The sequence below is a fragment of the Herminiimonas fonticola genome (assembly GCF_003293745.1).
GTDB lineage: Bacteria > Pseudomonadota > Gammaproteobacteria > Burkholderiales > Burkholderiaceae_D > Oxalicibacterium > Oxalicibacterium fonticola.
Window position 1 is genome coordinate 294,504 of the sequence record NZ_PTLZ01000001.1, and the last position, 19,185, is coordinate 313,688.

Annotated in this window: 22 protein-coding genes and 3 tRNA genes; 19 read left to right on the top strand and 6 right to left on the bottom strand. The window is 52.7% G+C overall.

Translation table 11 applies throughout. The features are described 5' to 3' along the window. The first annotated feature begins 7 nt into the window (after positions 1-7). The 6 genes from Hfont_RS01450 (at position 8) to Hfont_RS01475 (ending at position 5,924) form a co-directional block, all read left to right on the top strand. Positions 8-1,369 (top strand): TrkH family potassium uptake protein, encoded by a 1,362-nt coding sequence (locus tag Hfont_RS01450; RefSeq protein ID WP_112990478.1) that lies wholly within the window; start codon positions 8-10, stop codon positions 1,367-1,369. Positions 1,370-1,500: 131 nt separating this feature from the next. Then, positions 1,501-3,555 (top strand): UvrD-helicase domain-containing protein, encoded by a 2,055-nt coding sequence (locus Hfont_RS01455; RefSeq protein ID WP_112991641.1) that lies wholly within the window; start codon positions 1,501-1,503, stop codon positions 3,553-3,555. A 131-nt stretch (positions 3,556-3,686) separates the two neighbouring features. After that, the gene (locus Hfont_RS01460; protein WP_241522976.1) at positions 3,687-5,066 is read left to right on the top strand and encodes a chloride channel protein; all 1,380 of its coding nucleotides are present in this window, start codon (positions 3,687-3,689) and stop codon (positions 5,064-5,066) included. A gap of 12 nt (positions 5,067-5,078) precedes the next feature. Next, positions 5,079-5,285, top strand: a complete 207-nt coding sequence (locus Hfont_RS01465; protein ID WP_112990480.1) for a SlyX family protein — start codon at positions 5,079-5,081, stop codon at positions 5,283-5,285. Between the two features lie 63 nt (positions 5,286-5,348). Further along, entirely contained in the window at positions 5,349-5,675 is a 327-nt protein-coding gene (locus Hfont_RS01470) for a DUF2288 domain-containing protein (RefSeq protein ID WP_112990481.1), read from the top strand. Between the two features lie 9 nt (positions 5,676-5,684). Then, complete coding sequence (locus Hfont_RS01475) at positions 5,685-5,924, top strand: VF530 family protein (RefSeq protein ID WP_241522977.1); 240 nt, start codon at positions 5,685-5,687, stop codon at positions 5,922-5,924. A gap of 56 nt (positions 5,925-5,980) precedes the next feature. Here the strand turns inward: Hfont_RS01475 and Hfont_RS01480 are convergent, their stop codons facing one another. Continuing rightward, the gene (locus Hfont_RS01480) at positions 5,981-6,691 is read right to left on the bottom strand and encodes a hypothetical protein (protein WP_112990483.1); all 711 of its coding nucleotides are present in this window, start codon (positions 6,689-6,691) and stop codon (positions 5,981-5,983) included. 235 nt (positions 6,692-6,926) lie between these two features. Between Hfont_RS01480 and Hfont_RS01485 the strand changes: the two genes are divergently transcribed. From Hfont_RS01485 to dinB, 3 genes are all read left to right on the top strand, one after another. Then, on the top strand, positions 6,927-7,262 hold the full coding sequence (locus tag Hfont_RS01485; RefSeq protein WP_112990484.1) for a hypothetical protein: 336 nt from the start codon (positions 6,927-6,929) through the stop codon (positions 7,260-7,262). A 184-nt stretch (positions 7,263-7,446) separates the two neighbouring features. Next, positions 7,447-7,713, top strand: coding sequence for a hypothetical protein (locus Hfont_RS01490; protein WP_181666402.1), 267 nt, complete (start codon positions 7,447-7,449; stop codon positions 7,711-7,713). 181 nt (positions 7,714-7,894) lie between these two features. After that, positions 7,895-9,049 carry a DNA polymerase IV gene (gene dinB, locus Hfont_RS01495; protein WP_112991642.1) on the top strand — a complete coding sequence of 385 codons (1,155 nt, stop codon included), beginning with the start codon at positions 7,895-7,897 and terminating at the stop codon, positions 9,047-9,049. 92 nt (positions 9,050-9,141) lie between these two features. Here dinB and Hfont_RS01500 read toward each other — a convergent pair whose 3' ends face one another. The 3 genes from Hfont_RS01500 to Hfont_RS01510 all read right to left on the bottom strand — a co-directional run bounded on the left by Hfont_RS01500 (position 9,142) and on the right by Hfont_RS01510 (position 10,301). After that, positions 9,142-9,828 carry an epoxyqueuosine reductase QueH gene (locus Hfont_RS01500; protein ID WP_112990485.1) on the bottom strand — a complete coding sequence of 229 codons (687 nt, stop codon included), beginning with the start codon at positions 9,826-9,828 and terminating at the stop codon, positions 9,142-9,144. 283 nt (positions 9,829-10,111) lie between these two features. Further along, positions 10,112-10,188: transfer RNA gene (locus tag Hfont_RS01505), tRNA-Asp, on the bottom strand. Between the two features lie 37 nt (positions 10,189-10,225). Continuing rightward, positions 10,226-10,301: transfer RNA gene (locus Hfont_RS01510), tRNA-Val, on the bottom strand. 238 nt (positions 10,302-10,539) lie between these two features. On the opposite strand from Hfont_RS01510, the gene Hfont_RS01515 reads away from it, so the two are divergent. After that, a complete protein-coding gene (locus tag Hfont_RS01515) occupies positions 10,540-10,968 on the top strand; it encodes a PACE efflux transporter (protein WP_112990486.1) in 429 nt (142 codons plus the stop codon). Positions 10,969-10,996: 28 nt separating this feature from the next. On the opposite strand, the gene Hfont_RS01520 is transcribed toward Hfont_RS01515, so the two are convergent. Further along, positions 10,997-12,130, bottom strand: a complete 1,134-nt coding sequence (locus tag Hfont_RS01520) for a mechanosensitive ion channel family protein (RefSeq protein ID WP_112990487.1) — start codon at positions 12,128-12,130, stop codon at positions 10,997-10,999. A gap of 194 nt (positions 12,131-12,324) precedes the next feature. Here Hfont_RS01520 and pip point away from each other — a divergent pair, with 194 nt between their 5' ends. From pip to Hfont_RS01560, 8 genes are all read left to right on the top strand, one after another. Then, a complete protein-coding gene (gene pip / locus Hfont_RS01525; protein WP_112990488.1) occupies positions 12,325-13,296 on the top strand; it encodes a prolyl aminopeptidase in 972 nt (323 codons plus the stop codon). Between the two features lie 107 nt (positions 13,297-13,403). Next, positions 13,404-13,865, top strand: a complete 462-nt coding sequence (locus Hfont_RS01530) for a hypothetical protein (RefSeq protein ID WP_112991643.1) — start codon at positions 13,404-13,406, stop codon at positions 13,863-13,865. 82 nt (positions 13,866-13,947) lie between these two features. After that, positions 13,948-14,724, top strand: coding sequence for a YdcF family protein (locus Hfont_RS01535; RefSeq protein WP_112990489.1), 777 nt, complete (start codon positions 13,948-13,950; stop codon positions 14,722-14,724). 75 nt (positions 14,725-14,799) lie between these two features. Next, complete coding sequence (locus tag Hfont_RS01540) at positions 14,800-15,285, top strand: hypothetical protein (RefSeq protein WP_181666403.1); 486 nt, start codon at positions 14,800-14,802, stop codon at positions 15,283-15,285. 56 nt (positions 15,286-15,341) lie between these two features. Further along, entirely contained in the window at positions 15,342-16,775 is a 1,434-nt protein-coding gene (locus Hfont_RS01545; RefSeq protein ID WP_112990490.1) for a dihydrolipoyl dehydrogenase, read from the top strand. A gap of 307 nt (positions 16,776-17,082) precedes the next feature. Further along, positions 17,083-17,385, top strand: coding sequence for an ElaB/YgaM/YqjD family protein (locus Hfont_RS01550; RefSeq protein WP_112990491.1), 303 nt, complete (start codon positions 17,083-17,085; stop codon positions 17,383-17,385). 16 nt (positions 17,386-17,401) lie between these two features. Continuing rightward, the gene (locus Hfont_RS01555) at positions 17,402-17,794 is read left to right on the top strand and encodes a phage holin family protein (protein WP_112990492.1); all 393 of its coding nucleotides are present in this window, start codon (positions 17,402-17,404) and stop codon (positions 17,792-17,794) included. A 15-nt stretch (positions 17,795-17,809) separates the two neighbouring features. Then, a complete protein-coding gene (locus Hfont_RS01560; protein WP_112990493.1) occupies positions 17,810-18,226 on the top strand; it encodes a hypothetical protein in 417 nt (138 codons plus the stop codon). Between the two features lie 111 nt (positions 18,227-18,337). Here the strand turns inward: Hfont_RS01560 and Hfont_RS01565 are convergent, their stop codons facing one another. Further along, the gene (locus Hfont_RS01565) at positions 18,338-18,892 is read right to left on the bottom strand and encodes a c-type cytochrome (RefSeq protein WP_112990494.1); all 555 of its coding nucleotides are present in this window, start codon (positions 18,890-18,892) and stop codon (positions 18,338-18,340) included. A 204-nt stretch (positions 18,893-19,096) separates the two neighbouring features. Between Hfont_RS01565 and Hfont_RS01570 the strand changes: the two genes are divergently transcribed. Then, positions 19,097-19,172 (top strand) — tRNA-Arg (locus Hfont_RS01570). Positions 19,173-19,185 lie beyond the last annotated feature (13 nt).

Sequence of the window (19,185 nt, forward strand, 5' to 3'; positions counted from 1 at the left end):
GACAGGCATGAGACGCGGGTTTCAACCGCCTATGCTGTATAGACAGGTCAAGCGCCAGGTATTACACCTGACGCCACCACAGGCATTGATCCTGTCCTTCGTCGGCCTGTCGCTGGTCGGCATGCTGTTGCTGAAATTGCCGATGGCCAGCAACGCACCGACTTCATGGATGCAAGCCTTGTTCACTGCGGTGTCGGCATCGACGATTACGGGTTTGACGGTGCTCGATGTGGGCACGCATTTCACACTGTTCGGGCAATGGGTTTTACTGGCGCTGATACAGCTCGGCGGCATCGGCTTGCTGACCTTTGGCGTGTTGATCATCCATTTGACCAGTGGCCGTTTGACCTTGCGTAATCGGGCCGCGATGCAGGATTCCTTCAATCAAAGCGGTAGCCTTGATATGCGTCGATTGTTGCGCGTATTGTTTGGCTTTATCGTGCTGACGGAACTGGCGGGTACCTTGTTGCTGGCCACGCAGTGGGTGCCGGAACTGGGTTGGTCGCGTGGCCTGTTCTACAGCTTCTTCCACGCGGTATCCGCGTTCAACAATGCCGGCTTTGGTCTGGCCTCGAATAGTCTTGCTGGGTATGTCGGCAATCCGTTGATCAATCTGGTGATTTCCTTCTTGTTCATTTCCGGCGGCATAGGTTTTGCGGTGATTGCCGATCTGCGCGCCAAGCGTCGCTTTCAGGATTTCGCATTGCATACCAAGTTGATGCTGGTCGGTACGGTCGTCATCAATCTGGTCGCGATGCTGGTGCTGTTTATTCTGGAGTATGGCAATCCCGATACACTGGGTGGATTGCATGGATTGGGCACCAAGTTGTGGGCCAGCTGGTTTCAGGCGGTAGCGCCGCGTTCGTCGGGTTTCACAACGATGGATACCGCCAGCCTGATGCCTGCGACGGCATTTTTCATCATGACCTTGATGTTCATCGGTGCTGGTAGCGGTTCAACTGGCGGCGGTATCAAGCTGACGACTTTTATCGTGTTGCTGGTGGCGACGCGTACCTTCCTGCGTCAGCAACGCCATCCGGTGTTATTCGGCCGTAGCATAGAAGCCGGCATGATTTTGCGTGCGTTAGCGGTAACCGTGATGGCCTTGTTTTGCGTGATTACCGGCACCTTTATCCTGATGTTGACTGAAAACCGGCCTTTTCTCGATCTGGCGTTTGAGGTCGTGTCGGCAGCTTCGACTACCGGCTTGACGCGGAATGTCACGCCTACGCTATCGGTGACCGGCCAATGCGTGGTGATGGTGTTGATGTTGATAGGCCGGGTTGGTCCCTTGACACTCGCCTTTACGCTGGCGAATCCCCAAGGCACAGACATTCAATATCCGAGCGGACGCGTCAATATCGGGTAGGTGTCGACTGCCGGCAAGTGAGTTGTCTGGAAGGCATCAACTCGGTCCTGAGCCGGGATTTGTGGTCGGAGGATGGGCCGGCGCTGATACAATGGCCTGCTTTATTTCCCGGCTTGTTTGCACTTTTTCTGATGTCATCTTCCCCGAATTCATCCACGCACGGTCTGAACGCACCGCAGCGCGAAGCGATCCAGTATATGGATGGCCCGTGCCTGGTGCTGGCTGGTGCCGGTTCGGGCAAGACGCGCGTGATCACGACCAAGATTGCGAACCTGATCGAAGAGCATGGCTACGAAGCGAAAAACATTGCCGCGCTGACCTTTACCAACAAGGCCGCGCTGGAGATGCAGGAGCGTATCGCCAAATTGCTGAAAGAGCCGAAGAAGGCCAAGCAATTGACGGTCAGTACCTTCCATTCGCTGGGCGTCAAAATCCTGCGGCAGGAAGCGAAAGAGCTGGGCCTGAAGGATAGATTCTCCATCATGGACAGCGATGATTGCTTTTCGCTGGTGCAGGATCTGGCGGTCACGACAGACAAGCAACTGATACGCCGCATCCAGACCGCGATGTCGCTGTGGAAAAATGGCTTGATTGATCCCGACACCGCCTTGAATCAAGCCAAGGATGAAGACGAAGCGCAAGCCGCGCGCATCTATCGCAGCTACGTCGCGACCTTGTCCGCCTATCAGGCAGTTGATTTCGATGATCTGATCCGCTTGCCGGTGGAACTGTTTCGCACCAATGAGGCGGTGCGCGACAAATGGCAGCGCCGTTTGCGTTATCTGCTGGTCGATGAATATCAAGACACGAATACCTGCCAGTACGAACTGGTCAAAATGCTGGTCACCGGTGTCGGCAAGAAGCCGATGTTCACCGCGGTGGGCGATGACGATCAGGCGATTTACGCGTGGCGCGGTGCGACGATTGAAAATCTGAAACAACTTGAAATCGATTTCCCTGATCTGAAAGTCGTCAAGCTCGAACAGAATTACCGCTCCAGCACGCGCATTCTGCAAGCTGCCAACTCGGTTATTTCCAATAATCCCAAACTGTTTGAAAAAACCTTGTGGTCAGATCACGGTCTGGGCGACCCGATCAAGGTGATGGGCATGCAGGACGACGATCAGGAAGCGGAACAGATTGCGATCATGCTGTCGGCGCATCGCTTCGAGCGGCGTGCCAAGTTTTCTGATTACGCGATTCTGTATCGCGGCAATCATCAATCACGCGTGATTGAACAGGCTTTGCGCAAGGAAAGAATTCCGTACACGATCTCCGGCGGCCAGAGTTTTTTCGATAGAGCCGAGATCAAGGACATCATCAGTTACCTGCGCTTGATCGCGAATCAGGACGACGATCCTGCATTCATCCGCGCGGTCACTACGCCCAAGCGCGGCGTCGGCCAATCAACGCTGGAAACGCTGGGCGCCTTCGCTGGTCAATGGCAATGTTCACTCTTCGAAGCGGTATTCAAGGGCGGGCTGGAATCCAAGTTGGCCGATAGACAATTAACGCCTTTGCGTGAATTCTGCACCTTCATCAATAATCTCGAGCGGCATGCACATCGCGAGACCGAAGCCGGCACGCTGCTCGACGACATGATGAAAGAGATCAATTACGAAGCCTATTTGTACGACAACTTCGACGACAGGCAGGCACAGTCGAAGTGGCAAAACGTGATCGACTTCACGACCTGGCTGAAAGAGAAGGGTGCCGGCGGCAAGGATGGCACCGATGCCGAAAGAAGTTTGCTCGATCTGACGCAAATGGTCGCGCTGATGTCCATGCTGGAAGGCAAGGATGAAGAGCCCGATGCGGTGCGCATGTCGACCTTGCACGCATCCAAAGGTCTGGAATTCCCTCATGTCTTTTTGGTCGGCGTGGAAGAAGGCATCCTGCCGCACAAGGGCGACCCTGATGCGCCTATAGAAACTTTGGGTGCGCGCATAGAAGAAGAACGCCGCCTGATGTATGTCGGCATCACGCGTGCGCAGCGCTCCTTGCATGTGAGCTGGTGCAAGAAGCGCAAGCGCGCACGCGAACATGTGCATTGCGATATCTCGCGCTTCATCAAGGAAATGAAACTGGATGAAGGCGATGCGGTACCGACTGAAGATGAAATCATCACGCCGCAAAGTCGATTGGCGAATTTGAAGGCTTTGTTGCAAAAACCGAAGGTGGCGTGATCAGCGTTACTTGATGCGCGTCACATTTGCGGCGTGCAGCAAGCGATACGGGCACGGATTATGCGTCGCATCTCATGCGCGCTGCCTTGTCTGGGCAGATGCTGATTTTAGCGACTTCCACTATTCGAACGATGACTGAACGCCACCTACCTCCATTGATTAAAAAACGTGCGCGCCATACGCTGCGCATCTCGCGCCATTCTTTTCGCATTGCCGTTTTTCTGGGGGGCGCAGCCTGCGTTGCGGCTTTTTCGCTGGCCTTTGCATGGCTGGCCGAGACCATGCTGGAATGGAATCGCGAGTTGACGCACGCCTATTGGTGGAGCGCATTGTTGATGTTGCCGCTGGCCTTTGCCGGCATACGCTGGTTGACCATGCGTTTGGCACCGGAGGCACGTGGCAGCGGTATTCCGCAAGTGATTGCGGCGATGACAATGCAGGCCGGGCCGGCGCAGAATACCTTGGTGTCCCTGCCGCAGTCCTTGTGGAAAATTGTGCTGACCGCAGCGGGTTTGCTGGCTGGTGCATCGATAGGTCGCGAAGGGCCATCGGTACAAGTCGGTGCCGCAGTCATGCTGGCGTGGGGGCAATGGTGGCAAAAGCGGCCACGCTTCGCGATCGGGTTTCGTCCTGAGGCCCTGATTGCTGCAGGTGCTGCCGGCGGTTTGGCGGCCGCGTTCAATACGCCGCTAGCCGGCGTCGTATTTGCGATTGAAGAACTGGGACGCGGCACGGCCGTGCGTTGGGATCGATTGGTCATGTCGGCAGTGCTGTGCGCCGGTTTTATTGCACTGGCGGTAGTGGGCAATAACGCCTACTTCCATATCGAGCAATCGATACTGGCACTGCATTCGTCGTGGGGTGCAGTTGCCTTGTGTGCGACGGTCAATGGCGTGCTCGGCGGCTTGTTCGCCAAGGCTTTGCTGGCGGGGCCAAAAGCGTGGTTGCCGGCGTCACGGCGCGGCTGGCTGGAGCGTTATCCGGTTCTGTTGGCGGGCGCTTGCGGATTGCTGGTTGCGTTATTGGGTTTGCTGACTGCCGGCGCGACTTACGGTACAGGTTACGAACAGGCGGCGGCTTTGCTGAACGGTCACCCGGTCGACAGCATGATGTTTGGAATTGCCAAGTTGGGGGCGACGATCTTGTCCTACTTTGCGGGCATTCCCGGTGGCATTTTTACGCCATCGCTGGCGATTGGTGCCGGCATAGGCGACAATATCGCACGACTGTTGCCGGGTACGTCGGATGGCCAGTTGATTGCCTTGCTGTCGATGGCAGCATTTCTTGCTGCTGCGACGCAAGCCCCGATTACTGCGAGTGTGATCGTGATGGAAATGACACGTAGCCAGGACGTGACCTTGCTGTTGCTGGCGACGACACTTGCTGCATCGGTGATCTCCCGGCAATTTTGTCCACGACCTTTTTATCACACGGCTGCGCGCACCTTCCGCCGCGAAGCCATGCACAAACATCCGGTGGTGCCGGCAATATCAGCTGCCACTCATCCTTGAAAAAGAAAATTCATGAACGAAGACCGTATTGTCGATATTGAAATCAAGCTGACGCGCCAGGAAGATCTGGTCGATGCGCTGAACAAGATCGTGTATGAACAGCAAAAGAAAATCGATGAACTGGAAGCCTTGTGCGTTGCGCTGGTCGGACGTTTGAAAGAGATCGCCAGCGGCGCTAACGAACAAGGTGCGGCGCATGAGCGGCCGCCACACTATTGATGTGTGAGCCTTGTCTCGCGCAAAAAATTCTCTACTAGATACAACTTTATACAGACTGAAGCTATGACGACTACCCCAGCCCAGGTTGTGCAAGAGCAAAAGCTCCTGCACGCCAAACTCAATACCGAAACCTCGCAAATTGAGTGGTCAGAATTGCTGCGTTATTTCGCCGGCGGTTTGGTCATCGTCGTGAGTAGCGATCTTGATCTGGTCGATGTTGCTGCGCGATTCTCGATCGACGACAAAACGATGGTTGAGCAATGGCTGAATGAAGGCAAGCTCGCCAAGGCTACTGATGAGCAGGCGACCGCATGGCTGGATGCCGATACCTTGCTGTGGGCGGTCGTGGCGCGACCTTGGGTGCTGGTGCAGGAAAACAAACCGGTCTGACCGGCAAGCATGATGAGCGATCAACAACACAAGAAGCCGCAAACCAGCGATCCATTGCATGGACTAAGTCTGGAAAAAATCCTGCTGGCGCTGGTGGATCGTTATGGCTGGGAAGAGCTGGGTGGTCGCATCGACATCAAATGCTTCAACATCGATCCGAGCATCAAATCGAGTTTGACTTTCTTGCGTAAAACGCCGTGGGCCAGAAGCAAGGTCGAGGAACTGTTTGTGAATATGTCCGACGATTAAGACTTAAGCGCCGGACATATTTGTGGAACGTTGTAGCTGTGCGCTATAACTCAGAATTACAACTTCGATTTATGGTGAATCGCGACGAACAGCGTAGCCAGGGTCGACAGTACGGAAGTGAAATGGATTTCTGGTTCGGTGTTGTCCCAAATGTAATGCGCCATCACAGCTTCAAATTCCTTGCTGCGTTTTTTTGCCGTCACTGAGTGTGCGCGTGTAATCGCTTTCAGGAACTGGCGACGCATGTTCGGAATGACCGTAATGTGTTCGCTATCATCCAGAAATTCAAAGCCGTTAGGCAGCGGGCTGCCTTTCATCTGAAATTCCAGACGTTCAAATACTGCCGGCGGCAGATTCTTTGTCAGTTCGCATGCGCTTTCATTGAGCTTCAATACCATGCTGAAGCCGGCTGGGTAAATCACATCTTCATCTTCACGTTCCGATAAAAACACTGCCAGACGCAGCGAGTATTCAGCATTGAACGCATCATCGCGTGTGCTGCTATCGCTGGTGCGTGTGGCCGGCCAGAAAATCAAGGTGCCGGGAGTGCTTTCATCGTCAGGGTCAGGAAAGAATTCAGCCGAGATGTCATCGGCGGATTCGCCTGCGACTGACAGCATTTTCAATACCGGTCCGGCAAGTTCACTCAATATCGATGCAGCAATGGCACCGGTAGTGGCGATATCGGCGTTGGTCAGGTCTTCGACGATGTAGCCATTCAGCGGCTTGAGTAATGCGTTTGGGTCGAGCATATGCGGTGTGGTCATGTTTAAATTGAAGGGGTTTATCGCTGCGGATCATGCAGTCACTGTGCAGTAATCGTGCAGCAACAGGAGTCGTTGCAATATAACTTAAAACCCCACTGCAACGAAATGGAAAAGCACGCGCAAGACTGAATTAACGATGAATTTATTGCACATGGCTCACTCTGAGCAAGATCTGTAATGAATGATTCATACTAAGGCGCTCGCATTTGTCTCTCAATTCAAAGTAAGGATAACTATGTACACATGGCTGCTCCCCGCCGTCAAGGCGATCCTGCCCTATGTCGGCGACATCGTTAACGCGGCTTTGCCGGTATTTAAAAGCCGCAAGATCGATGAAGACGCGGCAACGCAAGAAGCTCTGTTGCAAAAGCAAATCAACGAGTTGCAGGACGTGGCATCGCTGAATGCGGTGCACATCAAGGATCTGGCCGAACAATTGAAGCAAATGGTGATCACGCTGGAGCAGGGCGTCATTGCCAACGAGCGACGTTATCGACGCTTGTCGATGCTGTCATGGATAGCCATTGCACTGTCGCTGACAGCCACAGGTTTATTGTGGCGCGGTAATTAATATAATTGCTTGAGACGGCTGTGAGTTTGTGTTGCCGAGATGCAGCACGAACGTAAACAAGATGAACTTCTGTTAACAAACCATGTCAGTAATAAGGCGTGCTGTGTCAATCAATTTGCTTGGCCGCATCAATTTCCGTACGAGTACTTCGTATCGGTTTCCTATTATTGAACAAGGAGTTGCCATGATAAAACTACGTACAATTCTCGTCGGCGCGGCAGTGGCCATGTTTTCGCAATTCGCAGCCGCCCAGTCAGCCCCCCAGTATTGTCCTGTCCTTATCGTCGTGCCTGCTGCCCAGGCTCCAGCCGATCCTAATGATCCAAGGTATATCGATCAATCGCGTTTGAATTACACCGCTGATCCCTTGGTGAAACGACGTATTGAAGCTAGTGGTAAAACCGTATCCTGCGCGATGCCCGGGCCAGCTTCGAGTATGCCTGGCAAATAATTTTCTGATTTGACGGGTAGTTGATCTGGCGAGAGCGCTGCTCTCGCCAGATTTTATTTGCAGCGCATATTTCTATGTCGTTCCAGGCATTGGCGTTGTGGTGTGCGCCCTACGTTTTTACTGTGGATTTGTACAGTAAATGATATGCTGCTCAGCATCTTGTTTCGCCTATCAAATGTTCATGAGTAGTCAGCAAAACCATATCGCTCACCTTGATATGGACGCCTTTTACGCTTCCGTCGAATTGCTGCGTTATCCCGAATTGCGCGGTCAGGCAGTCGTGATAGGCGCAGGTGCTGCGCATCAACCAGTATTGCAGGCTGATGGCACGCGCAGTTATTCACGCTTGCGCGACTATGCTGGACGTGGTGTGGTCACGACCTCGACGTATGAAGCCCGTGCGCTGGGAGTGTTTTCTGCGATGGGACTCATGAAGGCGGCGAAGCTGGCACCGGATGCGATTCTGTTGCCGACAGACTTCACTGCATATCGCCATTATTCAAAATTGTTCAAGGCGGCTGTCAGCGCGATTGCGCCGAAGATGGAAGATCGCGGCATCGATGAAATTTATCTGGATCTAAAGGACCAGACTGACGATATTGCCATCGTTGCACAACGCATCAAGGACGCGGTCGTTGCTGCGACGGGTTTGTCCTGTTCGATAGGCGTGGCACCGAATAAATTGCTGGCGAAGATATGTTCGGATCTGGAAAAGCCGAATGGTTTGACGATACTTGCCGCCGCCGATATTCCTTCGCGCATCTGGCCACTGTTGGTGAAGAAGATCAATGGCATAGGTCCCAAGTCAGCCGAGAAGCTGGCGGTACTTGGCATACTGACGATAGAACAATTAGCGATGTGTGACCCTGCTGTGCTGCAAGCGAATTTCGGCCGTGTCTACAGCGCATGGCTAATGCGTGTTGCGCAAGGCATCGATGAGCGTGAAGTTGCTACACGCTCCGAGCCCAAGTCCATCAGTCGTGAATCGACATTAGAGCGCGACCTGCACGCAAAACTGGACCGCAACGAATTGAGCGCCTTGTTTACACATTTGTGTGAACGCGTGGCGGATGATCTGGTGCGCAAGGATTATCTGGGTCGCACCGTCGGTATCAAGTTGCGCTATGCCGATTTCAGTACGGTGACGCGCGATCTGACCTTGCCCGATCCAACCAATAATGCGCAAGCGATACGCCAGGCTGCCGGTGAGTGCCTGCGCCGTGTGCCGCTGGACAAGCGTTTGCGTCTGCTTGGTGTGCGGATTACTTCTTTATCAAAGCCAGGGGGAGTACTGCCGACAATTGCCGAACAGGGTGAGCTGTTCGCTGCGCAGTAGATTTGATGTGAGTGGTTTATCTCGCCCGGGATGGCGAGATTGGACTAGCTGCAAATAGGATCATCGAATTTGCAGCCATAGTCTGGCCAAATTTATTCTTCGGTCTTTTCGGTGGTGTCTTGCTTGCCGTAAAACTGTACGCCCATCGCAATTCGCTCACGACCGCTTTCACGTCGGTGTTTGTTCGTATCGCGGAGTGAATACACGCAGCCGCAATATTCCTGTTGATAGAAATTCTCGCGTTTGGAGATTTCGATCATGCGTGCAGAGCCGCCTTTTTTGCGCCAGTTGTATTCCCAGTACAGCATGTCCGGATATTTCGCCGCTGCGCGCACGCCGCAGTCGTTGATCTGGTTCATATCCTTCCAGCGCGAAATTCCGAGCGAACTTGAAATCACAGGGAAGCCGTGTTCATGCGCATACAAGGCAGTGCGTTCAAAGCGCATGTCGAAACACATCGTGCAACGCACGCCGCGCTCTGGTTCGTTCTCCATCCCTTTGGCGCGCTCGAACCAGTTGTCGGTATCGTAATCGGCATCAATGAATTCAATATTGTGCTTTTCCGCAAAACGAATGTTCTCTTCCTTGCGCAACAGATATTCTTTTTCCGGATGGATGTTCGGGTTGTAAAAGAAAATCGCGTAATCGATACCGGAAGCCAGCATCGCTTCCATCACTTCGCCAGAACACGGCGCGCAGCAGGAGTGCAGCAGAACCTTGCCGGGTTTGCTCGGGAGTGGAATGGGTTCGCGTTTGAAGTCGGGTGCGGAATCGGTCATGGTGCTTTCTCGTTTGCGGGCGCTATGGTCGTCAGGCCAGCATCAAAACGAGCCTTGAAATTGCTCAGATGCGTATGGTACCAGATGCGGAAAAACGGAATATTGTAAAGTCCGTGGACGGGACTCGTCTACGTTCCGCAGGCCGCCGATTCGCTTGCAAGCGAATCGCTTCGAGTCCCGCCGTGAGTCGCGCAGGCGGCTCACTCCACTCCGCAAAGTGAATGCCGTGCCGGCATTTTGATCTGGAAAAGAAAAATGCCCGCTTGCGCGGGCATTTTGTATTTGGCGGAGTGGACGGGACTCGAACCCGCGACCCCCGGCGTGACAGGCCGGTATTCTAACCAACTGAACTACCACTCCATACTACTAAACTGACTCAGAACTGCGTTTGACTGATTGGTGGGTGCTGACGGGGTCGAACCGCCGACCTACGCCTTGTAAGGGCGCCGCTCTACCAACTGAGCTAAGCACCCGCGTAATACCGCTTACTCAGTCAAACATTTGTTGTTGTCGACAACATGTCTGAAGGGGCCGAAGTATAGAGCATATTAAAAAATTTGTCACCACTGTTTGTGGAATCTTTTCTGATTATCCAAATTTATTGGCGCAACTTCTCTCGAAATACGATGACAAATTGCCAGCTGATCCGCTCCCAACGAGGCCGTATCTGGCGGTTTATAATGGCCGGCTACTTTCTTCTTCGAGTTTGTTATCAATACATTATTTCGCCGCATTCTTCACGCCATCCTGTTTGAAATCTGCGCTCTGATTATTCTGGTTCCCCTGATGTCTTACGGCTTCAATATGGATATGTTCCATTTTGGTGCCTTGGCATTGTTGCTGGCCGTGTGCGCGATGTTGAGCAATATGATTTACAACCATTTCTATGAAATGGTCGAGCATCGCTACGGCTGGCGTCGTACGGTTGGAATGCGGGTTTGGCACACCATAGGTTTTGAGGTGTTCTTCATGTCGATCGCATTGCCGTTGACGGCATGGTGGCTGAACATCTCGATACTCGATGCGCTGGTACTCGACTTGGTGTTCTCAGCCTTTTTCATGCTGTATGCGTTTTGCTTCAACTGGGTCTACGACATTGCACGGCATAAACTGGCATTGAAGCGATCCCCGGCAGAATGATTTGCTGAGTCATCTTGCACAAGTTTGATTACGACGTTTCCATTTCTTCTTCCGGTTCTGTTTTGCCGGCGCGCTCGGGCCGGGGTGTAGCTAACTGAACCTTGGATGTGACATGCAAGGTCGTGGTCGGGTGGGCGAAGGCGATATCGCGTTGTGCACATGCTTTCATCAACTCCAGATTGATGCGCTGCTGCGTATCCATGTAGACGCTGTATTCGCTGCTCTGCAGGTAATACACCACTTCAAAATCCAGGCTGCTTTCACCTATGCGCACAAAATGCGCTCTATCAAAACGCGTGACCGAAATCGCGCTGATGATTTTGCGGATGGCTTGCGTTAATTCGGTAATTTTTTCGCCTGAGGTTTGATGTGTGACGCCAAAGGTGAAGAGCACCCGTCGCTCTGACATGCGTTTGTAATTACGAATGGCCGACTTCAATAACTCGGCGTTCGAGCGTATCAATTGTTCACCACTGATGCTGCGCAAGCGCGTGGTCTTGATGCCGATATATTCCACCGTCCCCTGCAGATCATCGACCACGATGAAGTCACCGACTTCAAACGGTTTATCGAGACCGATGGACAGGGAGGCGAACAGATCACCGAGTATGGTTTGCAGTGCCAATGCAATGGCAACACCGCCTATGCCCAAGCTTGCAACGAACGCGGTGATGTTGACGCCGATATTCGCCAAGACGGTCAGCAGAACCGTCAGCATGACGACCAGTCGCAACAAAAATACCATCGTGGTGGTGGTTGCTCGATTGCGCAGGTCAGAATGCACATCAGGGTCAACCAGCTTCTCCATCCACATATTGATGCCGCGATTAATCCATATCGCGACTTGAATGCCGATGATGACAACCATGGCTTGCGATAGGCGTTGCTCCAGTTTTACAGGAAGGATCAGCGTCTGCACACCGATCAAGAGCGCGAATAAAAAATAGAGATATCGTTTGGAGCCGTCGAGTATGCCGAGCATCGCTTCATCAATGCGTCGTTTGGTGAGGCGCGCCAGTACGGACATGCGTTTCTTTGCAAAACGGACCGCGAGCCGTGTGAGCAGATCAAGAATCAAGTAGCTCAACGATGTCGCGATCAGTGCATATAGCCAGTTTTCCAGTGAAATTCCAAATACGAAAAATTCTTGCAGCAAGGCCATTTTCTACTCCCATACAAAAACATACGGCTTGCTTTGATGCATGCCGTTTCCTGTCCTTGTAAAAATAGAGGGCGGATAAACGCAATAGTTCGCAGACATTTTCTGTGTGGAAATGGAATGAGTGGATTGCAGTTTTAATCCACGGTTTTAAATCGCAACCTTGGTTACAATCAGGCATTCTTTTCAAGGCGGGTATGAACACTACTGAATCCGTATCTCCGTTATTCCCGCCATTGCAGCCGTATCGCAGCGGGATGCTGGTTGTCGATGATTTGCATACGCTGTATTGGGAAGAGTGTGGCAATCCTGTCGGCGTGCCCGTCCTGTTCTTGCACGGTGGTCCGGGTGGCGGCATTACTCCCATGCACAGGCAGTTTTTCGATCCCGCTTATTACCGCATTGTTTTGTTCGATCAACGCGGTTCAGGACAATCCACGCCACTCGGTGAAGTGCGCGATAACACAACACCTTTGCTGATCGCAGACATTGAAGCCTTGCGTCGCATGCTTGACGTCAAGCAGTGGCTGGTGTTCGGCGGTTCATGGGGAGCGACCTTGGCACTCGCTTATGGACAGGCGCATCCGCAGTCTTGTCTCGGATTTATATTGCGCGGAATCTTTCTGTGTACGCGCGCCGAAATTGATTGGTTCTTGTACGGCATGCGCGTAACTTTTCCGGAGGCGCATGACGAGTTTATCGCTGCGATTCCAGCAGAAGAGCGGACAGATTTGCTGCGCGCGTATGAGCGCAGATTGTTTGGTAGCGATGTTGAGCTGGCGACGCAGACTGCGCGCAACTGGAGTCGCTATGAGGGCAGTTGCCTGTTCTTGCAGCCGCAACCAGAAATAATAGATGTGTTCGGTGATGATACGGTTGCACTCGGCATAGGTCGCCTGGAAGCGCATTATTTCCTGCATCAGGGATTCATGGCGGAGGATCAGTTGATACGCGACATCGAGCGCATCCGCCATTTGCCGGCAGTGATAGTGCAGGGGCGTTATGACGCCGTGTGTCCGCCGATCTCGGCGTATCGATTGCATCAGGCGTGGCCGCAAGCTAAATTGCATATCATAGGCGATGCCGGACATGCCGCAATGGAGCCGGGCACGGCGGCGGCGCTGGTTGCGGCAACTGAACAATTCCGTATGCAACAATTTTTTAACTGATGCTGATTGCCGACTTGTCTGTATCGTCGTTTGGCATAAACGATGGCCGGAACCGGAATGTCAGTTCCCGAGTCGAAACATTCCTTTCATATGATTTGAGCGCACAAATGATAAACAAACGAATCACTATCATGATGCTCTTGCTGGCATTGGCAGGATGTGGCGGCAGGGAAGGGCTGGAGCGAACCGAGACAGAAACCACTGCAGACGGCACTTCGAAAGCCGATTCGGTTGGCGAGTACAAGATGGCGTTGGCGAATCGCATCGTGCAAGTCAATTCCACCAAGGTCTATGTGGGTCGGCCGCAAGCGCTGTTGCGTTCTGTCGTGGTGGTGAAGTATGTAGTCGATGCCAACGGCGGTTTGGTACGCAGCGAAATCCTGCGCTCCAATCGTGATCGGACAACCGAGACAACCGCGTTGACCAGCTTGCGTAGCACGGCGCCGTTTCCAAAACCTGCAGCGTCTTTGTTGAAACACGGACGTGTTGAGTTGATGGAAACCTGGCTATTCAATAACGATGGTCGTTTCCAGCTGCGCACGATTGCCGAACCGCAAATGAATGAATAAACTGTTTGCTTGCCAGGAGCGCAAGCGCATCGGCATGCGTTCTATTCAATAAATACAAAATGCGAAAGCAAGAGAGCGCGCAATGAGTTTAAGCTGGGTCATCAATGCCGCCATAGGCGCATTGTTATTGCCGCCACTGAATCTGATTTTGGTGTGTGGCTTGGGTTTGTGGATGCGACGTCGCTGGCCGCGATTTGGTTTGGGTTTGTCCATAACCGCATTGCTCGTGTTGATCGTCATCAGCACGCGTTTCGGTGCCTCTTTGTTTGTCACCCCGCTGGAACAATCGAACTCCCCTTTGCTGTCGGCAAAAGATGTCGGTGCACAGGCGATTGTCGTATTGGGTGGAAGTCGTATTAGTCGCGCACCAGAATATGCAGGGCTGGATATTCCCAGTTCGCCCACGCTGCAACGATTGCGATATGCAGCAAAACTGCAAAGAGAAATAGGATTGCCCATACTGGCAACAGGTGGCGCGCCGGATGGCGCTGCAGAATCAGAAGCGGCAATCATGGCGCGCGTATTGCGGGACGATTTTTCTGTACCTGTGAAATGGATAGAAGGCGCGTCGAATAATACCGCCGAGAACGCACAGTTTTCCTATCGCATATTGAATGCCGCCGGCGTACATCGCATTCTTTTGGTCACGGATGCGCTGCATATGCAGCGGGCGAAGCTTGTATTCGAACAAATGGGTCTTGAAGTAATTCCTGCTCCGACTATTTTTGTTACTGCGATGCGGCCAACGGCTACAGATTTTTTGCCAAACGCACACTGGCTGCAAAAATCGTCTTATGCCATGCACGAGTGGCTGGGACTCGCGTGGTACGCCTTGCGCCATCGTAATTTGACTAATTGATGCAGCACGTCTTGATCAATCTGCTTAAAATGAAGGGCCTGATCGTTTGATCATTACTATTTTTTAGGACGCAGCATGACTTTGATCGATAGCAAACGTCCTTCCAAGCTTTATTATTTTTCTGAACGCAGCAGTCTTGAGCGCTCTTTGTCGCTAGGCGAATTTCGTTTGAGCCCGCCGGCCTCTGATCTGACTACGCACGGTGCCAATCCCGGTCATTATCTTGTGCTGGGCTTGATGCAAAGTTGGGACGGCACCTTATTCGATACCACGCTAAACGTTGATTCTTATCTGGTCGTGCACGATGCGGAAGAATTTGGCGAACGTCTGCATAAGGCGGTGCAAAAAACGCTGCCGAACTGGGCGGGGATTGATGCGGCAATTTCATACGGTGCACCTAGCCCTTTGGGTAAGGTTTTTTCAAAAGCGAAGAGTCACGTCAAGGAAAATGAATGGCGTTTTGCCTGGCGCCCTATGCATGCCGGTGCATCAGTACATCCGGTCGTGATTAAAATCGGCAGCATTGAAGATATCGCCGAGCTGCATAGTCGCAACGACTGATCGCAGCATGACGCGGATCTGTCCCGCAAGCCAATTGATTTTCTAAAGTGAAAATAATGAAAACTCTGGAATTTGATGTGGCAGTGATAGGCGCGGGCAGTGCCGGTTTGTCAGCGTATCGTGCAGCCAAGGCGCACGGCAAAAACGTGGTGCTGATCGAGAGCGGTCCGTATGGCACCACATGCGCGCGCGTAGGCTGCATGCCGAGCAAATTGTTGATTGCAGCAGCGGAAGCAGCGCATGCGGTTGCCGAGGCAGCAGGGTTCGGCGTGCAGGCAGGAGCCTTGCGCATTGATGGAAAAGCAGTCATGCAGCGCGTCAAGAGTGAGCGCGATCGCTTCGTCGGGTTTGTCGTGAAAGGCGTGGAGCATATCGATGCCGCCGAGCGCTTGCGCGGTCACGCGCGTTTTATCGCAGCCGATTGCCTGCAGATAGACGATCACACCCAAGTGAAGGCCGAGCGCATCGTGATTGCAACTGGTTCCAGTCCGCAGATACCAAAAGAATTACGCGATCTGGGCAAGCATTTGATCGTCAATGACGATGTCTTTGCATGGGACGATTTGCCGGAATCCGTCGCCGTGATCGGCGTCGGCATCATCGGCCTAGAGCTGGGCCAGGCCTTGCATCGTCTGGGCGTGCGCGTCGCGATTTTTGGTCGTGGCGGCAGACTGGCACAATTGAGTGATGAAGCGATCAATCAAACAGCCGTTGATTGTTTCGGTGCCGAGCTTGATTTGCGTTTGAATACGACGCTTGTCGGCGCCAAGCTGGTCGACAAGCAGGTGGAATTGCATACGCGTAGCGGCGACGGCAATGAGCATACCGAGCATTTTCAATATGTACTCGCCGCAACGGGTCGCACACCGAATATCGCAGGGCTGGGTTTGGATGCGACCGGCCTGCAACTCAATGAACATGGCCTGCCTTTGTTCGATCCGTTGACGATGCAGTGTGGGCATGGTGGAATTTTTATTGCCGGCGATGTCGATAACGACAGACCTTTGCTGCACGAAGCGACAGATGAAGGGCGCATAGCTGGTGATAATGCGGCGCGCTTTCCGCATGTGGTGCAGGGTTTGCGGCGGGTCGGACTGGGAATTGCTTTTACCGATCCGCAGATTGCGACAGTCGGGCAAACTTATCGCACCTTGAAGAAAGATCATTTTCAGACCGGTGAAGTATCTTTCGCAGATCAGGGGCGCAGTCGTGTCATGCGACAGAATCGTGGCTTATTGCGGGTATATGGCGAGCGCGGCTCGCATCGTTTTCTTGGCGCTGAAATGATAGGCCCACGCGCCGAACATCTGGCGCATCTATTGGCATGGGCATGCCAGAATCAAATGACCGTCGATCAGATGCTGGATATGCCGTTTTATCATCCGGTGATTGAAGAGGGCGTGCGTACGGCTCTACGCGATTTGAAAGAAAATCTGGTCAAGCAGGTGAGCGAAATCGAGCACTGCACCGATTGCACGCCTGGCGTTTGACTTTAATAAATCAGGTTTCCAGAGTTTATTTGCAGTTAATGTGCGGTAACGCCTAGTCGGCACTGCTGGAAATATGATAAAACTTGAGTCAGCATTTGCCATTGCAAGCTTGATGTTTGGTATCTGCAACTAATGAATAAAACCGCTGTCACAATGTTGGTGATCGGTAGTGTAGTCAGAGAAGCGGCTGCTATCCGACATTGCCAATAAAAGAATATGTAATCCGCAGTACCGTCTTACAGATTTTTAGCTAGGGCGGACCGCTGTTTGTTTTGACCATTTTGATCTGATAATAAGGGGCATCCTCATGAAAGCATCTACCTTGAAAACGACACGGAGCGATATGAAAACCTTAGTCAAAGACGCGCAGGAATTATTCCGTGAAGCGACCAGTGCGACTGGCGAACGTGCGGATGAGCTGCGTAATCGCGGCCTGCAATTGCTGGATTCAGCATTGACACGCGCGCATGAAGTACAAACCGCAGCGATCGAAACCGGCAAGGAAGTCGCTGAAAAAACCGATGAATATGTGCATGAAAATCCATGGCGCGCAGTGGCAATTTCCGCCGGCGTAGGCCTTTTGGTTGGTCTTTTGATTTCACGCAAGTAATCGAACGGACCCGATCATGGAACAGCCTAGCTCCCGTTCGCAAGATACTCGCCCTGGTTTGATTAGTGGCGTCGTTGAGCTCGCCAAGAACTCTTTCGGCTTGTTGATGAGTCGCATTGAACTTGCCGCGCTGGAGCTGGCTGAAGTCCGCACGCATATGCTGCAATTGGCGGCACTGTTCGCGTTGGGCATCATCGTTGCCTTTTTTGCGATTGGTTATTGGACTGTATTGATTGCGTATCTGAGTTGGCCGATTTTGGGCTGGAAGATACTGCTGATTCTTGCGATCGTTTGTACGGTGGCTGCCGCCGGTATTCTCTTCTACATCCAGTCGCTAATCCGGCAAGGTAAATTATCAATGCCGGCGACCATGCAGGAATTACGGAATGATCACGATGCATTGTTGTAATCCAAGAGGCTTTGCATGACACAAAACAGTAAACCGGAAAAAGAAGAGACGCTGGCGCAGCAAAAGAAAAGATTGCAGCAGCAGTGCAACGCCTATCGTGCCGGCATAGGTCGCTCCCGCAAAATAGTGAGTGCGCATCTTGGCGCGGATGAGATTGCAAAGACAGCGATAGGCCTGGTCAGCACCCGCGCGCAATTGGCGTTGGCCAATTTTTCCGATATGTTTGACTTGAGGAGCCTCTCGGCGGCCAAGCTGCAACGCCTGTTGCCCCTGGTGGTCAGCGGCGTGTCTTTGCTAGGTAAAGGTTCCTTATGGCGATCGCTTTTGCGCGGCGCTGCAGTTGCCGGTATTGGCGCGACTGCGGTTTATTTTGCTACGCGTAAAAAGAAGCGTGGGAGTCATGAACATGTCGCCTTGCATGAACATTTGTGACATGAGCTTGGAGTAAGCAAGCATGTCATGCTGGTAGCCGCGACACGTAATTGGAATCAACAATAAAAAAGCCGACTTCAAGTCGGCTTTTTTATTGCGGGCAAATAGCGCTTACTTTGCTGGAGCTGCTGCATCTGCGGCCGCTGCTGGTGCGGCAGGCGCTGGTACTTTAGGTTCTGCAAACTTGGCACCTGCGCTATTGGCCATCAATACGACCACGCGCTCAACTTCTACATCGTCCAGATCAGGATTGCCGCCTTTTGCTGGCATTGCACGTATGCCGTTGATGGCATGCTTGGCCAGAGTTTCATAGCCTTGCTTGATGCGTGGCGCCCAAGCACCGGCATCGCCGAGTTTCGGTGCACCGGCTGCGCCCGTGCCATGGCATGCAACGCAAGCCATTTTGTAAACTTCTTCACCGGTTTTCAATACTTTTGGCGCGTTCACATCTTTCAATGTGAAGCCCTCGTCGGCAACCGGCTTGACGCGTGCGGCGACCGCTTCAGGGGATAAACCGCCGGATCCTGCTCCCATGGATTTGTCGCTGGTGACAAAAATCACCAGCAAAACGATACAGATGATGGGGACCAGAAAGCCGGCCACGATAGCTAAAATGAGTTGCTTAGGCGTTTTAATCGCTGATTCTTCGTGGTGTGCGTCGCTCATTATTCCCTCAATACAATTTCGAAAATCGTTAGACGGCGCATGCAGCCGATGATGACTGCGCGGCGCATGGGTTTAGCTGATGCCTTGCCAAACCCTTGATTATAGACACAAAGTAATTGATATGGAACGGCAAAACGTGGCTTTACGTGGACGGAAAGTCAGAAAAACGGTATCCTGCAAACCTCTTCAAGGGGTTCCCCTTATGCGGCTGTAGCTCAGTGGATAGAGTATTGGCCTCCGAAGCCAAGGGTCGCTGGTTCGATTCCAGCCAGCCGCACCAAGTAGCATGTCAG

Bases quoted from the DNA above. Each gene is read 5' to 3' on its own strand.
- Hfont_RS01550 (WP_112990491.1), top strand. From the start codon at position 17,083: ATGAAAGCATCTACCTTGAAAACGACACGGAGCGATATGAAAACCTTA.
- Hfont_RS01480 (WP_112990483.1), bottom strand. From the start codon at position 6,691: ATGACCACACCGCATATGCTCGACCCAAACGCATTACTCAAGCCGCTG.
- Hfont_RS01475 (WP_241522977.1), top strand. From the start codon at position 5,685: ATGATGAGCGATCAACAACACAAGAAGCCGCAAACCAGCGATCCATTG.
- pip (WP_112990488.1), top strand. From the start codon at position 12,325: ATGAACACTACTGAATCCGTATCTCCGTTATTCCCGCCATTGCAGCCG.
- Hfont_RS01490 (WP_181666402.1), top strand. From the start codon at position 7,447: ATGATAAAACTACGTACAATTCTCGTCGGCGCGGCAGTGGCCATGTTT.
- Hfont_RS01520 (WP_112990487.1), bottom strand. From the start codon at position 12,130: ATGGCCTTGCTGCAAGAATTTTTCGTATTTGGAATTTCACTGGAAAAC.
- Hfont_RS01545 (WP_112990490.1), top strand. From the start codon at position 15,342: ATGAAAACTCTGGAATTTGATGTGGCAGTGATAGGCGCGGGCAGTGCC.
- Hfont_RS01500 (WP_112990485.1), bottom strand. From the start codon at position 9,828: ATGACCGATTCCGCACCCGACTTCAAACGCGAACCCATTCCACTCCCG.
- Hfont_RS01555 (WP_112990492.1), top strand. From the start codon at position 17,402: ATGGAACAGCCTAGCTCCCGTTCGCAAGATACTCGCCCTGGTTTGATT.
- Hfont_RS01560 (WP_112990493.1), top strand. From the start codon at position 17,810: ATGACACAAAACAGTAAACCGGAAAAAGAAGAGACGCTGGCGCAGCAA.
- Hfont_RS01535 (WP_112990489.1), top strand. From the start codon at position 13,948: ATGAGTTTAAGCTGGGTCATCAATGCCGCCATAGGCGCATTGTTATTG.
- Hfont_RS01565 (WP_112990494.1), bottom strand. From the start codon at position 18,892: ATGAGCGACGCACACCACGAAGAATCAGCGATTAAAACGCCTAAGCAA.
- Hfont_RS01530 (WP_112991643.1), top strand. From the start codon at position 13,404: ATGATAAACAAACGAATCACTATCATGATGCTCTTGCTGGCATTGGCA.
- Hfont_RS01470 (WP_112990481.1), top strand. From the start codon at position 5,349: ATGACGACTACCCCAGCCCAGGTTGTGCAAGAGCAAAAGCTCCTGCAC.
- dinB (WP_112991642.1), top strand. From the start codon at position 7,895: ATGAGTAGTCAGCAAAACCATATCGCTCACCTTGATATGGACGCCTTT.
- Hfont_RS01485 (WP_112990484.1), top strand. From the start codon at position 6,927: ATGTACACATGGCTGCTCCCCGCCGTCAAGGCGATCCTGCCCTATGTC.
- Hfont_RS01450 (WP_112990478.1), top strand. From the start codon at position 8: ATGAGACGCGGGTTTCAACCGCCTATGCTGTATAGACAGGTCAAGCGC.
- Hfont_RS01460 (WP_241522976.1), top strand. From the start codon at position 3,687: ATGACTGAACGCCACCTACCTCCATTGATTAAAAAACGTGCGCGCCAT.
- Hfont_RS01540 (WP_181666403.1), top strand. From the start codon at position 14,800: ATGACTTTGATCGATAGCAAACGTCCTTCCAAGCTTTATTATTTTTCT.
- Hfont_RS01455 (WP_112991641.1), top strand. From the start codon at position 1,501: ATGTCATCTTCCCCGAATTCATCCACGCACGGTCTGAACGCACCGCAG.
- Hfont_RS01465 (WP_112990480.1), top strand. From the start codon at position 5,079: ATGAACGAAGACCGTATTGTCGATATTGAAATCAAGCTGACGCGCCAG.